12 protein-coding genes are annotated in these 17,266 nt (G+C 72.3%); 3 read left to right on the forward strand and 9 right to left on the reverse strand.

All coding sequences use genetic code 11. The features are described from left to right. Positions 1-5: 5 nt before the first annotated feature. Together pepN and SSP08S_RS31385 are read right to left on the reverse strand one after the other, a co-directional pair. Positions 6-2,438 carry an aminopeptidase N gene (gene pepN, locus SSP08S_RS31380; RefSeq protein ID WP_019071621.1) on the reverse strand — a complete coding sequence of 811 codons (2,433 nt, stop codon included), beginning with the start codon at positions 2,436-2,438 and terminating at the stop codon, positions 6-8. A gap of 440 nt (positions 2,439-2,878) precedes the next feature. Continuing rightward, positions 2,879-3,550 (reverse strand): IclR family transcriptional regulator, encoded by a 672-nt coding sequence (locus SSP08S_RS31385; protein WP_019071622.1) that lies wholly within the window; start codon positions 3,548-3,550, stop codon positions 2,879-2,881. A 279-nt stretch (positions 3,551-3,829) separates the two neighbouring features. Here SSP08S_RS31385 and SSP08S_RS31390 point away from each other — a divergent pair, with 279 nt between their 5' ends. After that, complete coding sequence (locus tag SSP08S_RS31390; protein WP_026178989.1) at positions 3,830-6,673, forward strand: AfsR/SARP family transcriptional regulator; 2,844 nt, start codon at positions 3,830-3,832, stop codon at positions 6,671-6,673. Here the strand turns inward: SSP08S_RS31390 and SSP08S_RS31395 are convergent. Continuing rightward, on the reverse strand, positions 6,651-7,892 hold the full coding sequence (locus tag SSP08S_RS31395; RefSeq protein ID WP_019071624.1) for an MFS transporter: 1,242 nt from the start codon (positions 7,890-7,892) through the stop codon (positions 6,651-6,653). The genes SSP08S_RS31390 and SSP08S_RS31395 overlap by 23 nt on opposite strands. Positions 7,893-8,021: 129 nt before the next feature. Between SSP08S_RS31395 and SSP08S_RS31400 the strand changes: the two genes are divergently transcribed. Then, positions 8,022-8,507 carry an Lrp/AsnC family transcriptional regulator gene (locus SSP08S_RS31400; RefSeq protein WP_026178990.1) on the forward strand — a complete coding sequence of 162 codons (486 nt, stop codon included), beginning with the start codon at positions 8,022-8,024 and terminating at the stop codon, positions 8,505-8,507. On the opposite strand, the gene SSP08S_RS31405 is transcribed toward SSP08S_RS31400, so the two are convergent. From SSP08S_RS31405 to SSP08S_RS31430, 6 genes are read right to left on the reverse strand one after another with little or no spacing between them, the layout of a single operon-like run. Further along, positions 8,504-9,475 (reverse strand): PDR/VanB family oxidoreductase, encoded by a 972-nt coding sequence (locus tag SSP08S_RS31405; protein ID WP_019071626.1) that lies wholly within the window; start codon positions 9,473-9,475, stop codon positions 8,504-8,506. The genes SSP08S_RS31400 and SSP08S_RS31405 overlap by 4 nt on opposite strands. Beyond that, complete coding sequence (locus SSP08S_RS31410; RefSeq protein WP_019071627.1) at positions 9,465-10,901, reverse strand: glutamine synthetase family protein; 1,437 nt, start codon at positions 10,899-10,901, stop codon at positions 9,465-9,467. Before SSP08S_RS31410 ends, SSP08S_RS31405 begins: the two co-directional genes overlap by 11 nt. Positions 10,902-10,906: 5 nt before the next feature. Next, a complete protein-coding gene (locus SSP08S_RS31415) occupies positions 10,907-12,259 on the reverse strand; it encodes an aromatic ring-hydroxylating dioxygenase subunit alpha (RefSeq protein ID WP_019071628.1) in 1,353 nt (450 codons plus the stop codon). A 33-nt stretch (positions 12,260-12,292) separates the two neighbouring features. Continuing rightward, on the reverse strand, positions 12,293-14,239 hold the full coding sequence (locus SSP08S_RS31420) for a primary-amine oxidase (protein ID WP_019071629.1): 1,947 nt from the start codon (positions 14,237-14,239) through the stop codon (positions 12,293-12,295). Next, complete coding sequence (locus tag SSP08S_RS31425) at positions 14,236-15,771, reverse strand: gamma-glutamyltransferase (protein WP_019071630.1); 1,536 nt, start codon at positions 15,769-15,771, stop codon at positions 14,236-14,238. Before SSP08S_RS31425 ends, SSP08S_RS31420 begins: the two co-directional genes overlap by 4 nt. Then, entirely contained in the window at positions 15,768-16,421 is a 654-nt protein-coding gene (locus tag SSP08S_RS31430) for a cyclase family protein (protein WP_019071631.1), read from the reverse strand. Before SSP08S_RS31430 ends, SSP08S_RS31425 begins: the two co-directional genes overlap by 4 nt. A gap of 137 nt (positions 16,422-16,558) precedes the next feature. Between SSP08S_RS31430 and SSP08S_RS31435 the strand changes: the two genes are divergently transcribed. Continuing rightward, on the forward strand, positions 16,559-17,263 hold the full coding sequence (locus SSP08S_RS31435; protein ID WP_019071632.1) for a GntR family transcriptional regulator: 705 nt from the start codon (positions 16,559-16,561) through the stop codon (positions 17,261-17,263). Positions 17,264-17,266 lie beyond the last annotated feature (3 nt).

Raw genomic sequence — 17,266 nt, forward strand, 5'->3', positions numbered from 1 at the left:
CCCCGTCACACGCCTCCGGCCCGTGCGCGGAGCATGCGGCCCACCTCGTCCGAGCGCTCCAGGAGCGTGGTGCGGATCACCGGCACCGCTTCCTGGGAGGACTCCCGGGCCCGCTCGATGTACCCCGGGCCGATCGCGTGCAGCGGGAAGAGGTGGCGCGTGTAGCCCATCGCCAGGATCATTCCGCCCTGGTGCAGCTTCGGGACTGCCTCCAGATAGCGTTCCGCGTAGGGAGCCAGCAGCGAGTCCTGGTCCGGGCGCCAGAAGGCCGCCGCCACCGCACCCACCGCGTTGATGGGGACGGCACGGTCCACGGCCAGCCGCTGCCAGACCTCCGCCTTCGAGGCGGCGTCGGGCAGCGCGGCCCGGACGGCCAAGGCACGGGTCCAGGCGTCGGGGTCCGGGTCGCGGGCGAGCAGCTGCTCGGTCTCCGAGGCGACGTCCCCACCCAGTTCCGCGTCGCGGACGAGCGCACGCCAGTGCAAGTCCACGTCGGCACCGGCCAGTTCGCGGAGCCGGTCGAGATCGTTCCTGGTCGTCGCGGTACGGGCAAGACCGCGCAGCGCGACCTGACGGCGGCCGGGATCGTCGGCGAGCCGGAGACAGGCCGCCGCCACCGCCGCCGACAGTGCGGTCCGTTCGGCGGCCGGCGCCCAGAGTTCGGCGATGTTCGCGGCGAGGTTCAGATACGGCTCGATCACCGCGTCGGAGGTCTCGGCCACCAGCAGCGCGGTGAGGCTCCGCCCGGCCTCTGCCGCCGTGGCCTCGCCGGTGATCAGCATGTCCCACACGGTGGCCGCGGCCACGCCCCGCGAGATGGCGGTGGGCAACCGCGCCGCCGTACGGAACAGGGCGTCCCTGGTCGCGGGGTCCGGGCGGGTCGTCGCGAAGGTCAGGTCGTCGTCGTTGATCAACAGCACGTCGGCGGGCGGGAGTCCGGTCACCGGGGTCCGGGTCTCGGTCACCTCGACCCGCACCAGCGCCCGCCGTTCCAGCCCGTCGCCGTTCTCCCCGTACGCGCCCACGGCCAGCACCTGCGGACGCGGGGTGCCGTCGGCCACCAGCGTGAGGGTGTCGCCGTCGCGCTCCAGTGTGAAGCGGTCGGTGCCGGCCGTGCCCAGCCAGGCTGTGCGCCAGGTGTCGAGGTCGCGGCCACTGGCCTCCGACAGCGAGTCGATGAGGTCCTGGAGCGTGGTGTTGCCCCACGCGTGCTGGGCGAAATAGGCGGCCATGCCGGCCCTGAAGTTCTCTTCGCCGACGTACGTCTTGAGCTGCTGGAGGACGGAAGCGCCCTTGGGATAGGTGATGTTGTCGAAGATCGAAGCCGCCTGGGCGACATCGTGGATGGGCTGGTGGATCGGATGCGAGGCGGGGCCCTGGTCGGACAGATACGCGCTGATCTTGCCGATCATCAGATGGCTCGCCCACACGTCGGTGTGCCGGGTGGCCTGCTCGGCGGCCCAGTGGCAGGCGAACTCCGCGAACGCCTCGTTCAGCCAGAGGTCGTCCCACCAGCGCATGGTGACGATGTTGCCGAACCACATGTGCGCCATCTCGTGCAGCAACACCCGTGCCAGCAGCCCGTGTTCGGCCGGAGTCGGCGCGGCCCGCCGCAGGAACGCGTCCGACCACGTCACACAGCCGTAGTTCTCCATCGCCCCGCCGAACTCCGGCACGAACACCTGGTCGTACCTGCGCTGCGGGAACGGCATCGCGAAGGCCTCGGCGTAGAAGGCGAGACCCTGACGGGTGAGGGTGAACATCTCCTCGGCGTCCCGCTCGAGGACCTCGGCGAGCGAACGGCGGGCGTACAGGCCCAGGCTGTGGCCGTCCACCTCGCGGCGGATCTCGTGGAAGGGGCCCGCGTTGATGACCGTGTTGTACGTCGACAGGGGCGGAGTGTCCGGGAACGTCCACCGCCGGGCCGCGCCCAGCTCCTCCACGTCCGCGTCACCGGAGTTGCTGGTGACCGTCCACGTGGCCGGTGCGGTGACGGTGAAGGCGTGCGGCGCCTTCAGGTCGGGCTGGTCGAAGCAGGCCCACACGAAGCGGGCCTCGTCCGGTTCGAAACTCATCCACACGTACACCTCGCCGTCACCGGGGTCCGTCGCCCGGTGCACGCCCTCACCGGCGGTGGTGTCGGCCTGCACGCTCTCCACGCGCAGCACGTTGTGCGCGGCGAGACCGGTGAGCTGGATCCGCCCGTCCTCGCCGGGGCCGACCTCGACGCCGTTCAGCGTGGCGCTGAGCACCCGGGCCGCGCAGTCGACGAAGGTCGCCGCGCCCGGCTCACGGCAGGTGAACGCCACGGTGGAGACCGAGCGGACCTCCGGCCCGTCGGGCAGCGCGGTCAGATCGACGTCCACGTCGTACCGCTCGACCGCGATCAGCGCGGCGCGGAGCTCGGCTTCGGTACGGGTCAGGCTTCGGATCCCCATGTGTCCTCCCTCGGCAGACAGCGGCCGTCAGCCTATGCCGGAGATCGCCGGGCGGCGCAGGGTTTTCGGCGCCCACGGACGGGTCGGCGGGCAGTTGTACGACGTCGACCCCGCTGCGCGGCCGGTACGCCGGGCGCTCGCTCCCGCCCGGGCGCCCGGCGTACCAGGGCCTGTCTGACAATTCCCGTCTGCCTCGCGACGCCATGCACGCACGCTCGCCGCACCGGGCGCAGACCCAAGTACGTCCAGTACGAGGGTCCACGCCCGGCACTCCCCCAGCCTCCGGCCGGGGGGGACCCCCAGAGCACGCACCTGACGCCGCGAGGCCGCCCTCCGGGCGACGACGGGAATTGTCAGACAGGCCCTGGCGGACGGGGCCGTCGGCGTGCCCGGTGCTCATCCCCGCACGAGCGCCGAGCGCCGCCGCCGGCCCCGCCGTCTCACCGCCCCCGCAGGCCCGTGCCGATCACCCGGGCGGTACGGCGGGCGGTCTCGGCGAGCCGCTCCAAGTGGTGTGCCGGATCGGTGAGGACACAGAGCGCGGCCAGGGGCGTGGCGCCCGAGCCGAACAGTGGAACCGCCGCACAGCACACCCCGGTCACCACTTCCTCCCGGTCGAACGCGACACCCCGCTCCCGGATCGCGGCGGCGTCCCGCGGCCAGGAGGCGGGAAGCGGCCCGAGCAGCGGTGCCGGGACGGCCGTGGCCACCAGGACCTTGCCCGCCGCGGTGAACCACGGCCAGGTCATCCGGGTCTGCAGCGGATCGAGCTGTTCGATGTCGTCGGGGCACCACTCGACCATCAGCGTCTCGCCCTTCCACAGCACGGCGATCCCCACCGTCGTACCCGTGAGCTGCGCCAGCCGGCGCATCGGTTCCCGAGCCGCGGCGCGCAGCCGGGGATGCGGCTGCCAGGCCCGCCCGAGCCGGAACATCCGCCGACCCACCCGGTAGCTCCCTCCGCACCGCTCGACCGCGCCCAGGTCCGCCAGCTGCTCCAGCAGCCGGTACGCGGTCGTCTTGGGCAGCCCGCAGTCGGACGCCAGCCTCGTCGGCCCCGCCTCCACGGCCTGCTCCACCGCCTCCAGCAACGCGAACGCGCCCTCCAACACGCTTCTTCCGCCGGTGCTTGCCGTGGCGGCCGTCGGTAACGTCTCCGGCCGCCGTACCGGCACCCGTGTCCCGGGTGCCATCACTTCCCCTGTGATCACGCTCTCGCCCCCGTTTGCCTGTTGCGCAGCCGCCAGGCGACGGCCCTGCCGTGGTGCTCGAACGGCGCCCCGGTCCGGGCCCGTTCGCTCCCCAGCAGACTGGCACCGGAGTGTGGCTGGAAACCTTGTCGAAGCCTTGTCGCGCCGCGTACACGTCCGTGAAAGAAAGGAGGAGGCTTTGTGCAGGGGGTGGCGCACACCATGGTGGACGTGCAGTTGCTGGGGCCCGTGGAACTGTCGGCGGCGGGGCGCGCGGTGGAGGTGGGCCCGCCCCAACGCCGTACCGTGATGGCCGCGTTGGCCGTGGACGTCGGCCGGCCCGTCGCGGCGGACGTGGTCATGGAGCGGGTCTGGGGCACGCGCGCGCCGGACGGGGCGCGCGGCGCCGTGCACGCCCATGTCGCCCGGATCCGGCGGGTGTGCGAGCAGGCCGCGCAGACCGCGCGGGAACCCTTGTCCGTGGTGCGCCGCTCCGGCGGCTACCTCCTGGAGGCCCGCCCGGACCAGGTGGACGTCTACCGCTTCCGGCAGTTGGTGGACCAGGCACGCACCGCGGGCCCGGCCGACACGGAGCGGGCCCGACTGCTGCGCGAGGCGCTGGACCTGTGGCGCGGGGAGCCGCTGTCCGGTCTGCGCGGGCAGTGGGCGGCCCGGATGCGCGAGGCCTGGCGCCGCCAGCACCAGGACGCCGCCGTCGGCTGGGCCCGCGCGGAACTGGGCCACAGCGATCCAGCCTCCGTCATCGGCCCGCTGACCGGCCTGCTCGGCGAGTACCCCCTTGCGGAACCCCTCGCCGAGGCCCTGATGCGCGCCCTGCACGAGAGCGGCCGCAGCGCGGAGGCCCTCGACTGCTACGCGGCCGTCCGCAAACGCCTCGCGGAGGAACTGGGCACCGACACCGGACCGGCACTGCGCCAACTGCACCAGACGATCCTGCGCGGCCACCGCCCCGGCCCCGCCAAGCGGCCCAAACCGTCCGAGACGGCCCGGCCGGCCGAACGCCCCGCCCAACTCCCCATGACCGTACGGGGATTCACCGGCCGGGACGAAGAACTGGCCCGGCTCGAGGAGATCCTCGCCTCGGCGCAGGGCGAGTTCGCCGCCGTGGTGATCTCGGCGGTCTCCGGCATGGCGGGCGTGGGCAAGACCGCCCTCGCGGTGCACTGGGCCCGCCGCGCCGAAAACGCCTTCCCCGACGGGCAGTTGTATGTGAACCTGCGCGGCTTCGATCCGCAGGGCGCGGTGATGCCCCCGACCGAGGCGGTCCGCGGGTTCCTGGACGCGCTCGGCGTACGGCCGGACCGGGTGCCGCCGGGTCTGGAGGCCCAAGTCGGGCTCTACCGCAGCCTGCTGACGGGACGTCGGATGCTGGTCGTGCTCGACAACGCGCGCGACGAGGAACAAGTACGGCCGCTGCTGCCGGGGGCGGTCGGCTGCATGGCTCTGGTGACCAGCCGGAACCGGCTCACCGGGCTGGCCGCGACCGAGGGCGCCCATCTGCTCGCGGTCGACCCGCTGACGCCGGACGCGGCACGGGACGTCCTCGCGGAACGGCTCGGGACGGGCCGGGTGGCCGCCGAACCGGAGGCTGTCGCGGACGTCGTCACCTGGTGCGCGGGACTGCCGCTGGCCCTGGCGGTAGTGTCGGCCCGGGCCGCCGCCCAGCCCAGACGGCCCCTGGGCACGCTCGCCGAGGAACTCCGTGAGGCGGGCGGCCGGTTGGACGCGCTCGACGGCGGCGAGGAGGCCAGCCAGGTACGGGCCGTGTTCTCGTGGTCCTACAGCGCGCTCAGCCCGGCCGCCGCCCGGCTGTTCCGGCTGCTGGCACTGCACCCGGGCCCGGACCTCTCACGGGACGCGGCCGCCGCCCTGGCCGGTGCCCCGCCGGAGCGCGTCCGGGGACTGCTCGCCGAACTGACCGGCGGGCATCTGCTGCTCGAGCAGGCTCCGGGCCGATATGCGTTCCACGACCTGTTACGTGTCTACGCGGGGGAGTTGGTGGCCGCGTACGACGACGAATGGGAACGGCGGGCGGCCCTGCACCGGATGATGGACCACTACCTGCACTCCGCACGGGCGGCCGACGTCCTGGTGACCCCGCAGCCCAACCCGGTCGCCTCCTCCGCGCCGAGATCGGGCGCGAACCCGGTGGAGCCCGAGGACTACGGCAGAGCGCTCGCCTGGCTCGTCGCCGAACACCCGGTCCTGCTGGAGATCGTGCGGCAGCCGCCGCCGGGTTTCGACGGCCATGTGTGGCGACTGGTCACCGTGCTGACCACCTTCCTGGACCGGCACGGCCACTGGGAGGCGCTGCTGACCGCCGGGCACAGCGCGCTCGCGGCGGCCGAACGGGACGGCGACCTGGTCGGCAGAGCGGGCTCCCACCGCGGACTCGGCCTGGCCCTGGATCGCCTCAAGAGCCCGGAACCGGCCCGGGAGCATTACTTACGGGCGTTGGAACTCTTCGCCGAACTGGGCAGCGACGCGGGTCAGGCCCGTACCCATCAGCATCTCTCGCGGATGTCGGGAGCCCAGGGCAACCCCGGACTGGCGCTGGAACACGCCTACCGGAGCCTGGAGCACTACCGCAGGGCCGACGACCCGGCGGGACAGGCCGCGGCGCTCAACCACATCGGCTGGATGGAGGCCCAACTAGGCGAACACCACAGCGCGTTGGCGCACTGCGAGCAGGCACTCGAACTCGCCAGGGCGGCCGGCGACGTGGACGGACAGGCCCACATCTCCGACAGCCTCGGCTACATCCACCACCGACTCGGCCGCCACCAACAGGCCGTCGACCGCTACCGGGAGGCGGCGGCCCTGTTCCGCGCCACCGGCGAACGCCGCAGCGAGGCCGCCTGTCTGCTCTGCCTCGGCGACACCCACCACAGCGCCGGCCAGCCCGACGCGGCCCACGCGGTCTGGGCCCGCGCCCTCGCCCTCACCGACGAACTCGGTCTGCCCGACGACGATTCCCTCCGCGCCGATCTCCGCGACCGCATCAGCGAACTGCCCCTGCCGTAGCGGGCCGCGCGGATTCGACCGCGGCCACGCCGCGCAGCCCGAGGCTGAGGACGGCACCGACGGCCGCGCAGGCGCAGGTGATCCACCAGGTGGAGTGCCAACCTCCGGTGCGGGTCGCCAGCCACGCCGCGACGGTGGGACCCACGAAACTGCCCGCGTTGAACAGCTGCTGGATCAACCCCATGGTGGCCGGTGCCGAACCGCCCGCCGGCGTCAGCCCACCGATCATGCGCAGCAGCGTCGCCGGTATCGCCCCACCGGTCAGCGAGAAGGCGACGACACACAGGAACTGCCAGGCGGTACCCGCCGGGACACGGTGCCAGTCAACAGCGAAGGCCAGCAGGGAGGTTGACGCCATCAGCGCGAAGGCGGGCACGACGACGGCGCGCACGGCCAGCCCGCGTCTCAACAGCGCAGCGGTGCCGATCGAACCGACGGCGTTCACCGCACCGACCGCGGCGCTCAGCACCCCCGGCCAACTGCCCGTCATCCCGCCGTCGCGGTAGACGGTCGGCAGAAACCCGACCACGGCCATCCACGGCAGCGTGTAGCAGGCGAAGACGAGTCCGGCCGTCCAGGGCGCGGGAGCCCGGACGGTACGGCCGATGCGCGCGAGGGCAGCCGCCGCGCCCCGCCCATCGCCCGCGTCGTCACGCGGAACGCGGGCCAGCACCCACGGCAGCGGCGCCAGTGCGACCACCGCCATGCCCCACCACCACACCCGCCACGACACCACCTGGAGCGCCAGCGCGCCGACCACCAGCCCGGCGAAGGTGGAGATGCCCTGGTAGGCGCCCCAGAAGCCCATGGCCGTGGTGAAGCGGCCCGGCGGAGCGGTGCGCCGGACCAGCCCCGGCCCGGTCACCGCGACCAGGATGAAACCGGCCCCCTCCACCGCCCGAGAGACCATCAGCGGAGCCGCCGACCCGGCGAGACCGCCGCCGACCGAACCGAGGAACAGCAGCACAAGCCCCCCGCTCAGACAGCGTCGCTCACCGATCAGCTCGGCCAGCAGCGAGACGGCAAGTCCCCCGAGCATTCCGGCCAGTTGGACGATTCCCAGCAGGGTCCCGGCCTGGACCAGACTCAGCGACAGATCGTGCCGCAGGTACGGCAGCGCGGGCGGCACCTTCCACACCTGGAGCCCGGCGGCGACCCCGGCGGACACGACGACGATCCAGGAGCCACCGGCACCGGCGGGGCAGGACTTCGAGACCATGGCGGCGGTCCTTCAACGGGACGGAGACGGGAGACGGCCCACCACCTAGACCATGTGCCGGGGCATCAGCGCAACACAGGCCCCCTCCACTGCGACAGATGCTCAATGGTGTGCGATTCGGGTGTCAGAATGCTCACCATGACACCAATGGACCCCTTGGACGCCCGGATCGTCCTGGCCCTGGACGACGACCCGGACGCCACGATCCTCGCCCTGGCACAGACCCTGGGAGTCGCCCGCAACACCGTGCACGCCCGGCTGCGCAGAATGGCGGCCGAGGGCGCCCTCAAGCCTTTCAGTCGCCGCGTCGACCCCGCCGCCCTCGGCTACGGCCTGGTCGCGTTCATGTCGCTCGCGGTGAGCCAGGCCGAACCCGAGGGCGTCCACGAGGGCCTGCTAGAAATCCCCGAAGTCATCGAGGTCCACTACACGACCGGCGACGCCGACCTCCTCGCCCAGGTCGTCGCCCAGGACACCACGGACCTGCACCGCGTCACCAAGGCGATCCTCGCCATCGACGGAGTGGACCGCACCAGCACCGCCATCTCACTGGCCGAGGTCATCCCGTACCGACCCCGCGCTCTCCTCAACCGCCTTGCGAAAGGCGGCACTTAGAGATCCAGCTCCAGCACCGGGGAGTCGCAGCGGCTCACGCAGATCATCATCGTGGTGGCGGTGGAGCGTTCGGACGGCTCGATCACCGTGTCGCGGTGGTCCGGTAGTCCGGCCAGGACCGCCGTCTCGCAGCTGCCGCAGTAGCCCTCCTCGCAGGAGTAGGGGATGTCCGGGAGCTTCTCCCGTACGACGTCCAGCACGGAACGGTCGGCCGGCACGGTCAGCCGCAGCCCCGAGCGACCCAGCACCACTTCGAACTCCCCGCCAGCTGTGCCGAGTTGGTCGGCGGAGGTGAAGCGCTCCAGGTGAAGCACCCGCGTGGAGTCCGGTGTCCGGCACAGTGCCGTCACCGCGTCGAGCATCGGCTGCGGGCCGCAGGCGTAGACGGCGTGCGCGGGCGGGGTGGCGGCGAGTTCGGCGGCCAGGTCCGGCAGACCGAGCTCGTCCTGCGGTACGAGCAACACCCGGTCGCCGCCCAACGCCACCAACTCCTCGGCGTAGACGAGCCGGGAACGGTCCCGAGCGCCGAGGATCAGCCGCCAGGGGAGGCCGCGCGCGGTGAGTTCGCAGGCCATCGGCAGCAGCGGGGTGACGCCGATGCCGCCGGCCAGCAACAGATAGCCCTCCGCGGGCACCAACGGGAAGCGGTTGACCGGCCCGCGCACCTCCAACTCGCGCCCCACCAGGGCGGTTTCATGGATCTCCCGGGAGCCGCCGCGTCCCTCGGGCGAGCGATGCACGGCGACCGTCCACGCCTCCGCGTCCGTCACGTCCCCGCACAGCGAGTAGGCCCGCCGCAGCCCCGAAGGCAGGACCAGCTCCACATGCGCTCCTGGCTCCCACGCCGGCAGGGCGCCGCCGGCGGCCCGGGTCAGCCGCAGTTCCACCACGTCATGGGCGACCCAGCGGGCCTGCCGGACCAGGAGCCGTTGGGTCGTCGTGCGGGGGGAGTCGAGGTCAGAAGACACGGAAGTACTCCCGCTGTTCCCAGTCGGTCACCTCTTGGCTGAAGCGGTCTATCTCGGCCCGCTTGATGCTCGTGTAGTACGCCACGAAGTCCTTGCCGAGCCGGTCCGCGAGCATGCGGTCGGACTCCAGCGCGTCCAGGGCCTCGCCCAGCGAGCGGGGCAGCGGTTCGGCGCGGGCCGCGTACGGTTCGTCGGCGGCCGGTCCCGGTTCCAGTCCGCCCGCCACGCCCTCCAGCCCGGCGGCGAGTTGGGAGGCGAGGTAGAGGTAGGGGTTGGCGGCCGGTTCACCGATCCGGTTCTCCAGCCGGGTGGACGAGGGCCCGTCACCCAGGACCCGCACCATCGCCCCGCGATTGTCCCGCCCCCACACCGCACGGTCCGGCGCCAGCGACAGCGAGCGAAAACGCTTGAAGCCATTAAGAGTCGGGGTCGAGAACGCGCTCGTGGCCCGCGCGTGCCGCAGCAGCCCGCCGAGAAAGGCGGTCCCGTACGGCGACAACGGCGGCCCGGACGCGGTGAGTTCGCCGTCCTCCGGTGCGAAGACACCCACGCCGTCCCGCACCATGCTCTGGTGCAGATGCCAGCCGCTGGAGAACACGCCCGGCAGATGGGGGCGGCACATGAAGGTGGCGTGGTGGCCGTGGCGGGCGGCGACCTGCTTGACGGCGCTGCGCAGCAGGACCATCGCGTCGGCCGTGCCCAGGCCGTCGGCGGGCTGGAGGGTCAACTCCACTTGGCTTGGGCCGAATTCGACCTCCAGGCTGCGCAACGGCAGCCCCAGGCCCTCGATGTTCGCGCGCAGGACGTCGAGGATGGGGTCCAGTTCGTCGTAGCGGAGCTCGCTGAGGTACTGGTAGCCGTGGTTCAGCATGCCGACCTCGGGTGCGGCTCCGGGCTGGCCCTGGTCGCCGGGGCCCAGGCGCGGATCGTCCAGCCGGAAAAGGTGGAACTCCACCTCCAGGCCGGTGCGGTAGGTCAGCCCGTCGGCCTGGTCGAGGACCGAGCGCAGCAGCCCGCGCGTGCACAGCGGGACCGGGGTGCCGGAGGTGAAGCGCAGGTCGCACAGCAGCCAGCCCGTGCCCGGCGACCACGGCAGCATCCGGAAGGTCGACGGGTCGGGCACCATCACCATGTCGGCGGCGCCCCGCAGTTCGGGCAGCCCGAGCGGCGTCTCCTTGGTGAAGAGGGGGAACACGGTCCGCCCCGAGGTGTCCTTGGCGAGCAGGGACGAGGCGATGCCGGTGCCGTCGCGCAGCACATTGGGCAGTTCGCCCACGGTGACGGTCTTGCCGCGCAGCAGTCCGTGCTGGTCGGCGAAGACCAGCCGCACCACATTCATCCCGCCGCTCCCGGCGCGGCCGAGTATCTCCCGTGCGGCGGCGGCCTGTTCGGGGGTCCACAGGCCGTGGCGTTCGATGAATCCCACGCGGCTCAGCCGTCCGTTCCCAGTGGCCGCGCCCAACTGCTGTCGGCGCGCTGTTTGTCGGTGACGGCAGTCCAGTGCTCCAGCCAGCCCTCGGTCGGACCGATCCCGTCCAGCGCGACCGGCCCGTGCAACCGCCCCGCCTCCTCGGCCGGCAGCACCAGCGGCGGGTTCTCCCCGCGCTCGACCGCGCCGATGGCCTCGCCGAGCATCCGGCGGTACATCACGATGGCCTTGTCGGAGCGGCCCAGATGCTCGCGGGTACGGTCCTGCACGGACCCCTGCCCCTCCACCGCCCACTGGTCGTGCACGTTGATGTCGAAGCCGAGCCCGGTGTACGTCGTCGTCCGCTGCTCGACCGGGTCGTAGCCGTAGCCGTTCTCGCGGCCGAAGCGCGGCCGGTAGTCGGGCAGGGTGACCGCGCCGACCCGCTGCCTGCGCATCTCCGCCTGGTCCACCGGGCCGCCGACACTGGTGAACAGGGCATACCAGTAACTGGAGTTGTCGTCGATCGGCACATGCCACTGCGTGATCGCCGTCTCCGCGTCCAGCGGGATGTGGAAGGCGTGCGGGAACACCTGGTGGGTGATGCGGACATGGGTACGGCTGCCGTCCATCGGCAGGCCCTGCGTGTCTGTTCCGTCGAGCGTGCGCCGGGCGGTGATGCGGATGCCGTAAGGGGTGCGGACGGCGTCGATGTCGGGGCGGCCGTACTCGCGCAGGATCTTCGTCATGGGGAGGTCGGTGCCCTGGGAGGCGGCACGGAACTGTTTGCCGTAGCTGTCGGCGGGGTCCTCGTCCTGGAAGAAGCGGTGGAGGTAGGAGGCGTGGGCGGGGTCGATGCCGACCTCCAGGGCCTGGAGCCAGTTGCACTCCAGCAGCCCCTTCCAGGCGAAGGCGTGGTCGGCGGGTGCCTGGAAGCAGTCCAGGGCGGGGAGTTCGGGCGGTTCGCCGGGTCCGAGGTAGCCCCAGATGATCCCGTTGATCTCGCGGACCGGGTAACTTCCCAGCCGGACACGGGACTTGAGCGGGCTGTCGACGGGCTCGGCGGGGGTGTCGAGGCACGAGCCGTCGCGGGCGAAGAGCCAGCCGTGGAAGCAGCAGCGCAGCCCGCCGTCCTCCAGCCGGCCGAGCGCCAGGTCGGCGCCCCGGTGCGGGCAGCCGCGGTCGACGAGACCGAGTTCGCCGTCCTCGTCACGGAACAGGACCAGGTCCTGGCCCATCACCTTGGGCGCCACCAGCGGTCGTACGCCGTCGAGTTCCTCGCCGAGGGCGATCGGCTGCCAGTAGCGGCGCATCCACTCACCGGCCGGGGTGCCGGGCCCGGTCCGGGTGAGCCGGGTGTTCTCTTCCTCGCGCATGGGACGCCTTTCTGATGAGGGGGAGGGGCGCGGTCAGCCGCAGCAGTGGTCCGGGGCCGAGGGGCTCGGCGTGTGGCAGGAGACGGGGGCGGGCACGTCCAGGGCCGGGTTGCGGTCGAAGAAGCCGTCGGGCTCCAGGCGCAGCCGTGCCTTCGCCACCGGCATCACCGGCCACTCCTCGGGGCGTGGGAAGTGGTGCGAGCCGACCGTGGCCCACAGCACCAGGTCGGTGCCGTCCAACGACCGGTTCTCCTCCTGCCACTTGTGGACCCCGTCCGCACCCGGCTCGGCCTGGTTCGGGTACTCGCCGCCGACGAACCGCCGCTCCGCGTCGTAGGCGGTAGCCCACAACTGCCGCCCCACGAACGGCGCTCGGCGCGCGCAGACACTGTCCTCGCGCACCGGCAGGACCGCCGTGTTCTCCAAGTGCACGCGGTACGCGGTCGGTTCCCCCATCCGGTTGCGGGACTCGGTGCTCTCCACCCGCCAGTGCAGCGCGCGGGAGGGGTCGGTGCGCCGGGCGCCCTCCGACTCGCTGAGGATCGGCCGCAGCACGGTCCGCGCCGCGTTGCCGTAAGGGTCGAGGACCGGGTCGGGCTCGTGCTCGGCGGTGACCTCGACCAGCCGGTTGGGGTCGCCGTCCACCGCCATGTCGAGGCGGACGCTGAAGAAGTGCTGGTGGTTGGTGACCGCGACGTTCGGCGCGACCCGGCGCGCGTACGGTGTCGCCTCGTCCTCCTCGACACCGGTGGCGGAGAGGATGCCGGTCATCTTGATCTCCAGCATCACCGAACCGTCCTGGTACAGCGACCAGTAGAAGCCGTAGTCGTAGTTGGCGACGGTCGCGAACGCCGAGATGATCAGCCGGCGCGAACGGCGCACCTCGGTACGACCGGTGCGGCCGTCGTGGTGCTTCCAGAGGATGCCGTCGTCCTCCTCGTGCACACACACGGCGTTGGGGATCAGCCGGGGCACTCCGTCGCCGCCGAGCACGGCCGCGTCGAAGTACTGGATGACACCGAGGCAATCGCAGCCCAGGGCAAGGGAGTTGGTGAGCGGGCCCGCACCGTACTCGCCCCAGTCGAAGAAGTTCTTCCGGTACTGGGTGGACGCGGTGTCGAAGTAGGGCACGTACATCTCGTTGACGGCCGCGCGCCGGATCACCTGCCGAGGACCCTTCCCGGCCGCCGCGAAGGACAGGTCGTGCAGCACCAGCCCCTCGCGATGACTGAAGCCGACCCGCACCGACCACCCCTGCCAGTCGATCCGCTGCCCGGTGACGGTGAAGCTCGGCCCGTCCGGCTGGACGACCTCCAGCGGCTTCAGCCCCGGCCGCTCGGCCACTGTCCCGGCCGCGAACACGCCGGACTCCTCCGACAGCGGCACCACCCCGTGGTCCTCGATGTGCAGGATCTCCATGGTCTCCATGTCGATGACGGGCACGACTCCCTGCACGGGACGGGCGTAACCGTTGTCGTCCTCGTCGGTGCGATGCCAGACGCTGCCCCAGGTCAGTCGGCGGCCCGCGTACTCGGGCGGCTCGAAACCACCGATCGACTCCGGGTCCACCATCACCAGCGACACGTCGTGGATACCGCGCAGCGCGAGCGCCTCCCGGAAACGCGGGTCGGCGCGGCAGGCGGCAGCGGCCTGCCGCGCCTCCTCCGAGGAGCAGCCCGGACTGCGGACGTCCAACTCCCGCCAGGCGGTGGCCTGCGGTTTGTCGCCGAGTTCGAGGTCGACCTCGAAGGCGTGTCGGGCGGAGGGCGAGAACACCACCGCGCGGGCCCGCCGGGTGTCCCCGGGCGCGGCACGGCGGGCGTGGTCCTCGTCCAGCGCCACGCCCCAGAACCGCGCGTCGTCGGGGACCCGGGTGTCGGCCCTCAACACTCCTACGGCTACGGCGAGTTCGGTGACGGTGAGCGGGTCCAGCGGATGCGGAACGTCGGCCGGTACGGGTTCGGGGGCGAGAGTACTCACAGGGAACTTCCTTCCAAGGTGGTGCCGCCGTCGGCGCGCGGATCGGAGGCGCCGTCCAGCCGACCGCCCGCGGACAGCCGTACGGCCTGGGTGTGACCGGCCAGATCGGTACGGCCCGGCGCGACGACGACCGGAACCACCGACGGGAAGGCGCCTGCCGGGACCGACCCGGGTTCGGCCAGCAGGGTCTGCGTCTCGTGACCGATGTCGCGGGCGCCGATCACCCAGCGCGGGCGGTCCAGTACGGCGGCCGGATCGGCGGCCGGGTCCATCAGATCGGGCACGGTCTGGGCGAGGATCTGCGGCTGCGCCCGGCCACCCTGACATCCCGCCGCGAGCAGCAGCTCGGCGGACCGGCCGAGCACCGGGCAGAGGGTGTGCGGGGGACGCAGCCCGGGGCCGATGAGACCTGGATGGCCGGGGAGCAGGCTGAACGCCGAGCCGCGGTTGTGCAGCACGATGCCCGTCTCCGGGTCGCAGATGCCGGAACCGAAGGTCTGGTACACGCTCTGGATCAGCGATACGGCGAGTCCGGACGCGTCTACGGCGGTGATCGCGACGGTGTCACCGGCGGGCCGGAAGGCCGGCTCGGGCGGTCGCGCACCGGCGAGCGGAACCGGGCGCAGCAGTCCGTCGAGGTCGACGGGCGAGGCGCCGAGCGGATCACCCAGCAGCAAGTCCCGTGCGGCGGAGGCGTCTTGGCAGCGGGCGGCCAGCACACCGGTGCGCTCCGGTTCGGGCAGCTTCGCCACGGAAGCCGCAGTCTCCAGTACGGCCAGCAGGCTCGCCCCCTGACTCGGCGGCGGCGCGGTCCACCACCGCGTGCCGGACACGTCCAGCGTCAACGGCTCTACGTCTGCCGCCTGATGGGCCGCGAGATCGTCTGCGGTGAGTGAACTCCCCGCCCGGCGCAGCCCGTTGACCAGTGCCTCGGCGACCGAGCCCCGGTAGAAGGACGATGGGTCGTCGGCGAGCGTGCGCAGTACGGCGGCCAGCCGGGGCTGAGGGAGCGGGTCGCCCTCGTCGAGCGGCGCGCCCTCGGGGCCGGTCAGCAGTGCGGTGAGCCCAGGGTCGACCGCGATCTGCGCGGCCCGCTCACGGATGGCCCGCGCCAGACCCGCCGAGACGGTGGCCCCGTCCTCGGCCAGTTCGGCGGCGTCCCGCAGCGCGGCGGACAGCGCACCGGGCGTGCCGTGGGCCTCGGCGAGCGCGGCCCAGCCCGCCACCACGCCGGGCACCGTCACCGTGTGCGGGCCCTGCGCGGGCATCCGCTCGTCGGCCGCGCGCAACGCGTCGACGTCTACGGCCTGTGCGGCGGCCCCCGCCGAGATCAGCGCGCGCACCGAGCCGCCGGGGGCGTGGACGAGGGCGATCAAGTCGCCGCCCAGGGAACACTGGTGGGGGTAGACGACGGTGAGCGCGGCGGCTGCCGCCAGCGCCGCGTCCACGGCGTTGCCGCCCCGCTCGGCCGCACGCCGGGCTGCCGTCAGTGCCGCCGGGTGCGGCGCGGCGAGGATCAGCTCGCTTGTCACGCTTCGTCCCTCGGGAACAGCACGGTTCGGGAGGGAGCGGCCTCGGCGCCCTGCAAGGGCAGGGGGAGGGAGATCATGTCGTAGACCCCTGCCGGGGTGTGCAGCAGATCCACCACTTCCAGGATCAACACCTCAGCAGCGCACAGGAGTTGGTGGGTCTCCCAGTGGGTGGTGTAGGCGACCGCCTCGATGCTCAGATAGTCGATGCCCGCGGTGCGTACGCCGGCCTCGATGAGGCGTTCCGCTCCGTCGGGGGCCAGTCCGACCCACTGCCGGGCCTTCCACGGACTGCGCAGGACACCCTCGGAATTGCTGGTGCGCAGCAGCACCCGTTCCTCGGTGCCGAGGCCGGCCGCGTCGAGGTCGGCGGCGGTGATCTGTGCCGTGACGTGGGTCAGGTCCAGCACCCGCGCTGTTCCGTTGAGGGCGGACAGGTCGAGCCGGTCGACCGTCTTTCCGCCGTCGATGAAGTGGGCCGGAGCGTCGATGTGGGTGCCGGTGTGGGCGCCGATGCGCCAGCGGCTCACGTTGGAGGGATCGCCTGCGGTACGGGACTCGACGATCTCCACCTCGGGGCGGCGGCCCCAGTGCAGCATGCCGGGATGGATGGGAACGGACACGTCGATCGCCTTGGCGAAGTCCAGATTCATGCGGCCCTCCTATTGGATGCGGATATCATGGAAGTGGATCCAAAAATGTGTGGCTGTGGACGCCCCGGGCCGCGTGGGAAACTGCTCCACCACCGCGCACCCACCGACCGCCCCCGAGAAGGGTTTGACCGACTCCCATGACCCCCCAGACTGACGACGAGCCCCTCGTCGACGACATCGCGGCCCGTATCCGCGCGCGGATCATGAACGGCGAGCTGGCGATCGGCAAACCGCTGCGCCAGGCGGCGCTGGCCACCGAGTTCGGGGTCAGCCGCACACCGGTGCGCGAGGCGCTGCGTCAGCTCCAGAACGGCGGACTGATCGAGATGCAGCCGAACCGCGGCGCGGTGGTCCGGGTGCCCGCGCCCTGGGAGGTGCGGCAGGCGTACGAGGTCCGCGCCGAGCTGGAGGGCATGGCCGCCCGGCGCGCCGCCTCCCGCATCACGGAACGCGGGCTCGCCGCGCTGCGCGAGCACAACGCCGTCCTGCGCGAGGCCGCGGCAAGGGCCGCCGGAGAGGGGCGGAGCGCCGGCAGCCCCACCACCACTGCCGCCAACGACTGCTTCCACACGGTGATCTGCGAAGCTGCCGACAACCCCTGGCTGACCCGCATGATCGACCGGATCAACGAGAGCTTCCCGCGCAACGTCTCCTCGCTCGCCCTCGCTGGCGACGAACGCCACCGGCAGCTCAACATCCGTGAACACGACGCCGTGATCGAGGCGTTGGCCGCGCATGACGCCGACCGCGCCGACGCGTTGATGCGCGAGCACGTCATCAGTTCCGGCGAGCATCTGACGGCCTGGTACGAGCGCCGGTCCCAGACGGTGTTCCACGGCTGAGCG

Source organism: Streptomyces hokutonensis, from assembly GCF_000376565.1.
GTDB lineage: Bacteria > Actinomycetota > Actinomycetes > Streptomycetales > Streptomycetaceae > Streptomyces > Streptomyces hokutonensis.

Bases quoted from the DNA above. Each gene is read 5' to 3' on its own strand.
- SSP08S_RS31400 (WP_026178990.1), top strand. From the start codon at position 8,022: ATGCTCACCATGACACCAATGGACCCCTTGGACGCCCGGATCGTCCTG.
- SSP08S_RS31435 (WP_019071632.1), top strand. From the start codon at position 16,559: ATGACCCCCCAGACTGACGACGAGCCCCTCGTCGACGACATCGCGGCC.
- pepN (WP_019071621.1), bottom strand. From the start codon at position 2,438: ATGGGGATCCGAAGCCTGACCCGTACCGAAGCCGAGCTCCGCGCCGCG.
- SSP08S_RS31430 (WP_019071631.1), bottom strand. From the start codon at position 16,421: ATGAATCTGGACTTCGCCAAGGCGATCGACGTGTCCGTTCCCATCCAT.
- SSP08S_RS31415 (WP_019071628.1), bottom strand. From the start codon at position 12,259: ATGCGCGAGGAAGAGAACACCCGGCTCACCCGGACCGGGCCCGGCACC.
- SSP08S_RS31395 (WP_019071624.1), bottom strand. From the start codon at position 7,892: ATGGTCTCGAAGTCCTGCCCCGCCGGTGCCGGTGGCTCCTGGATCGTC.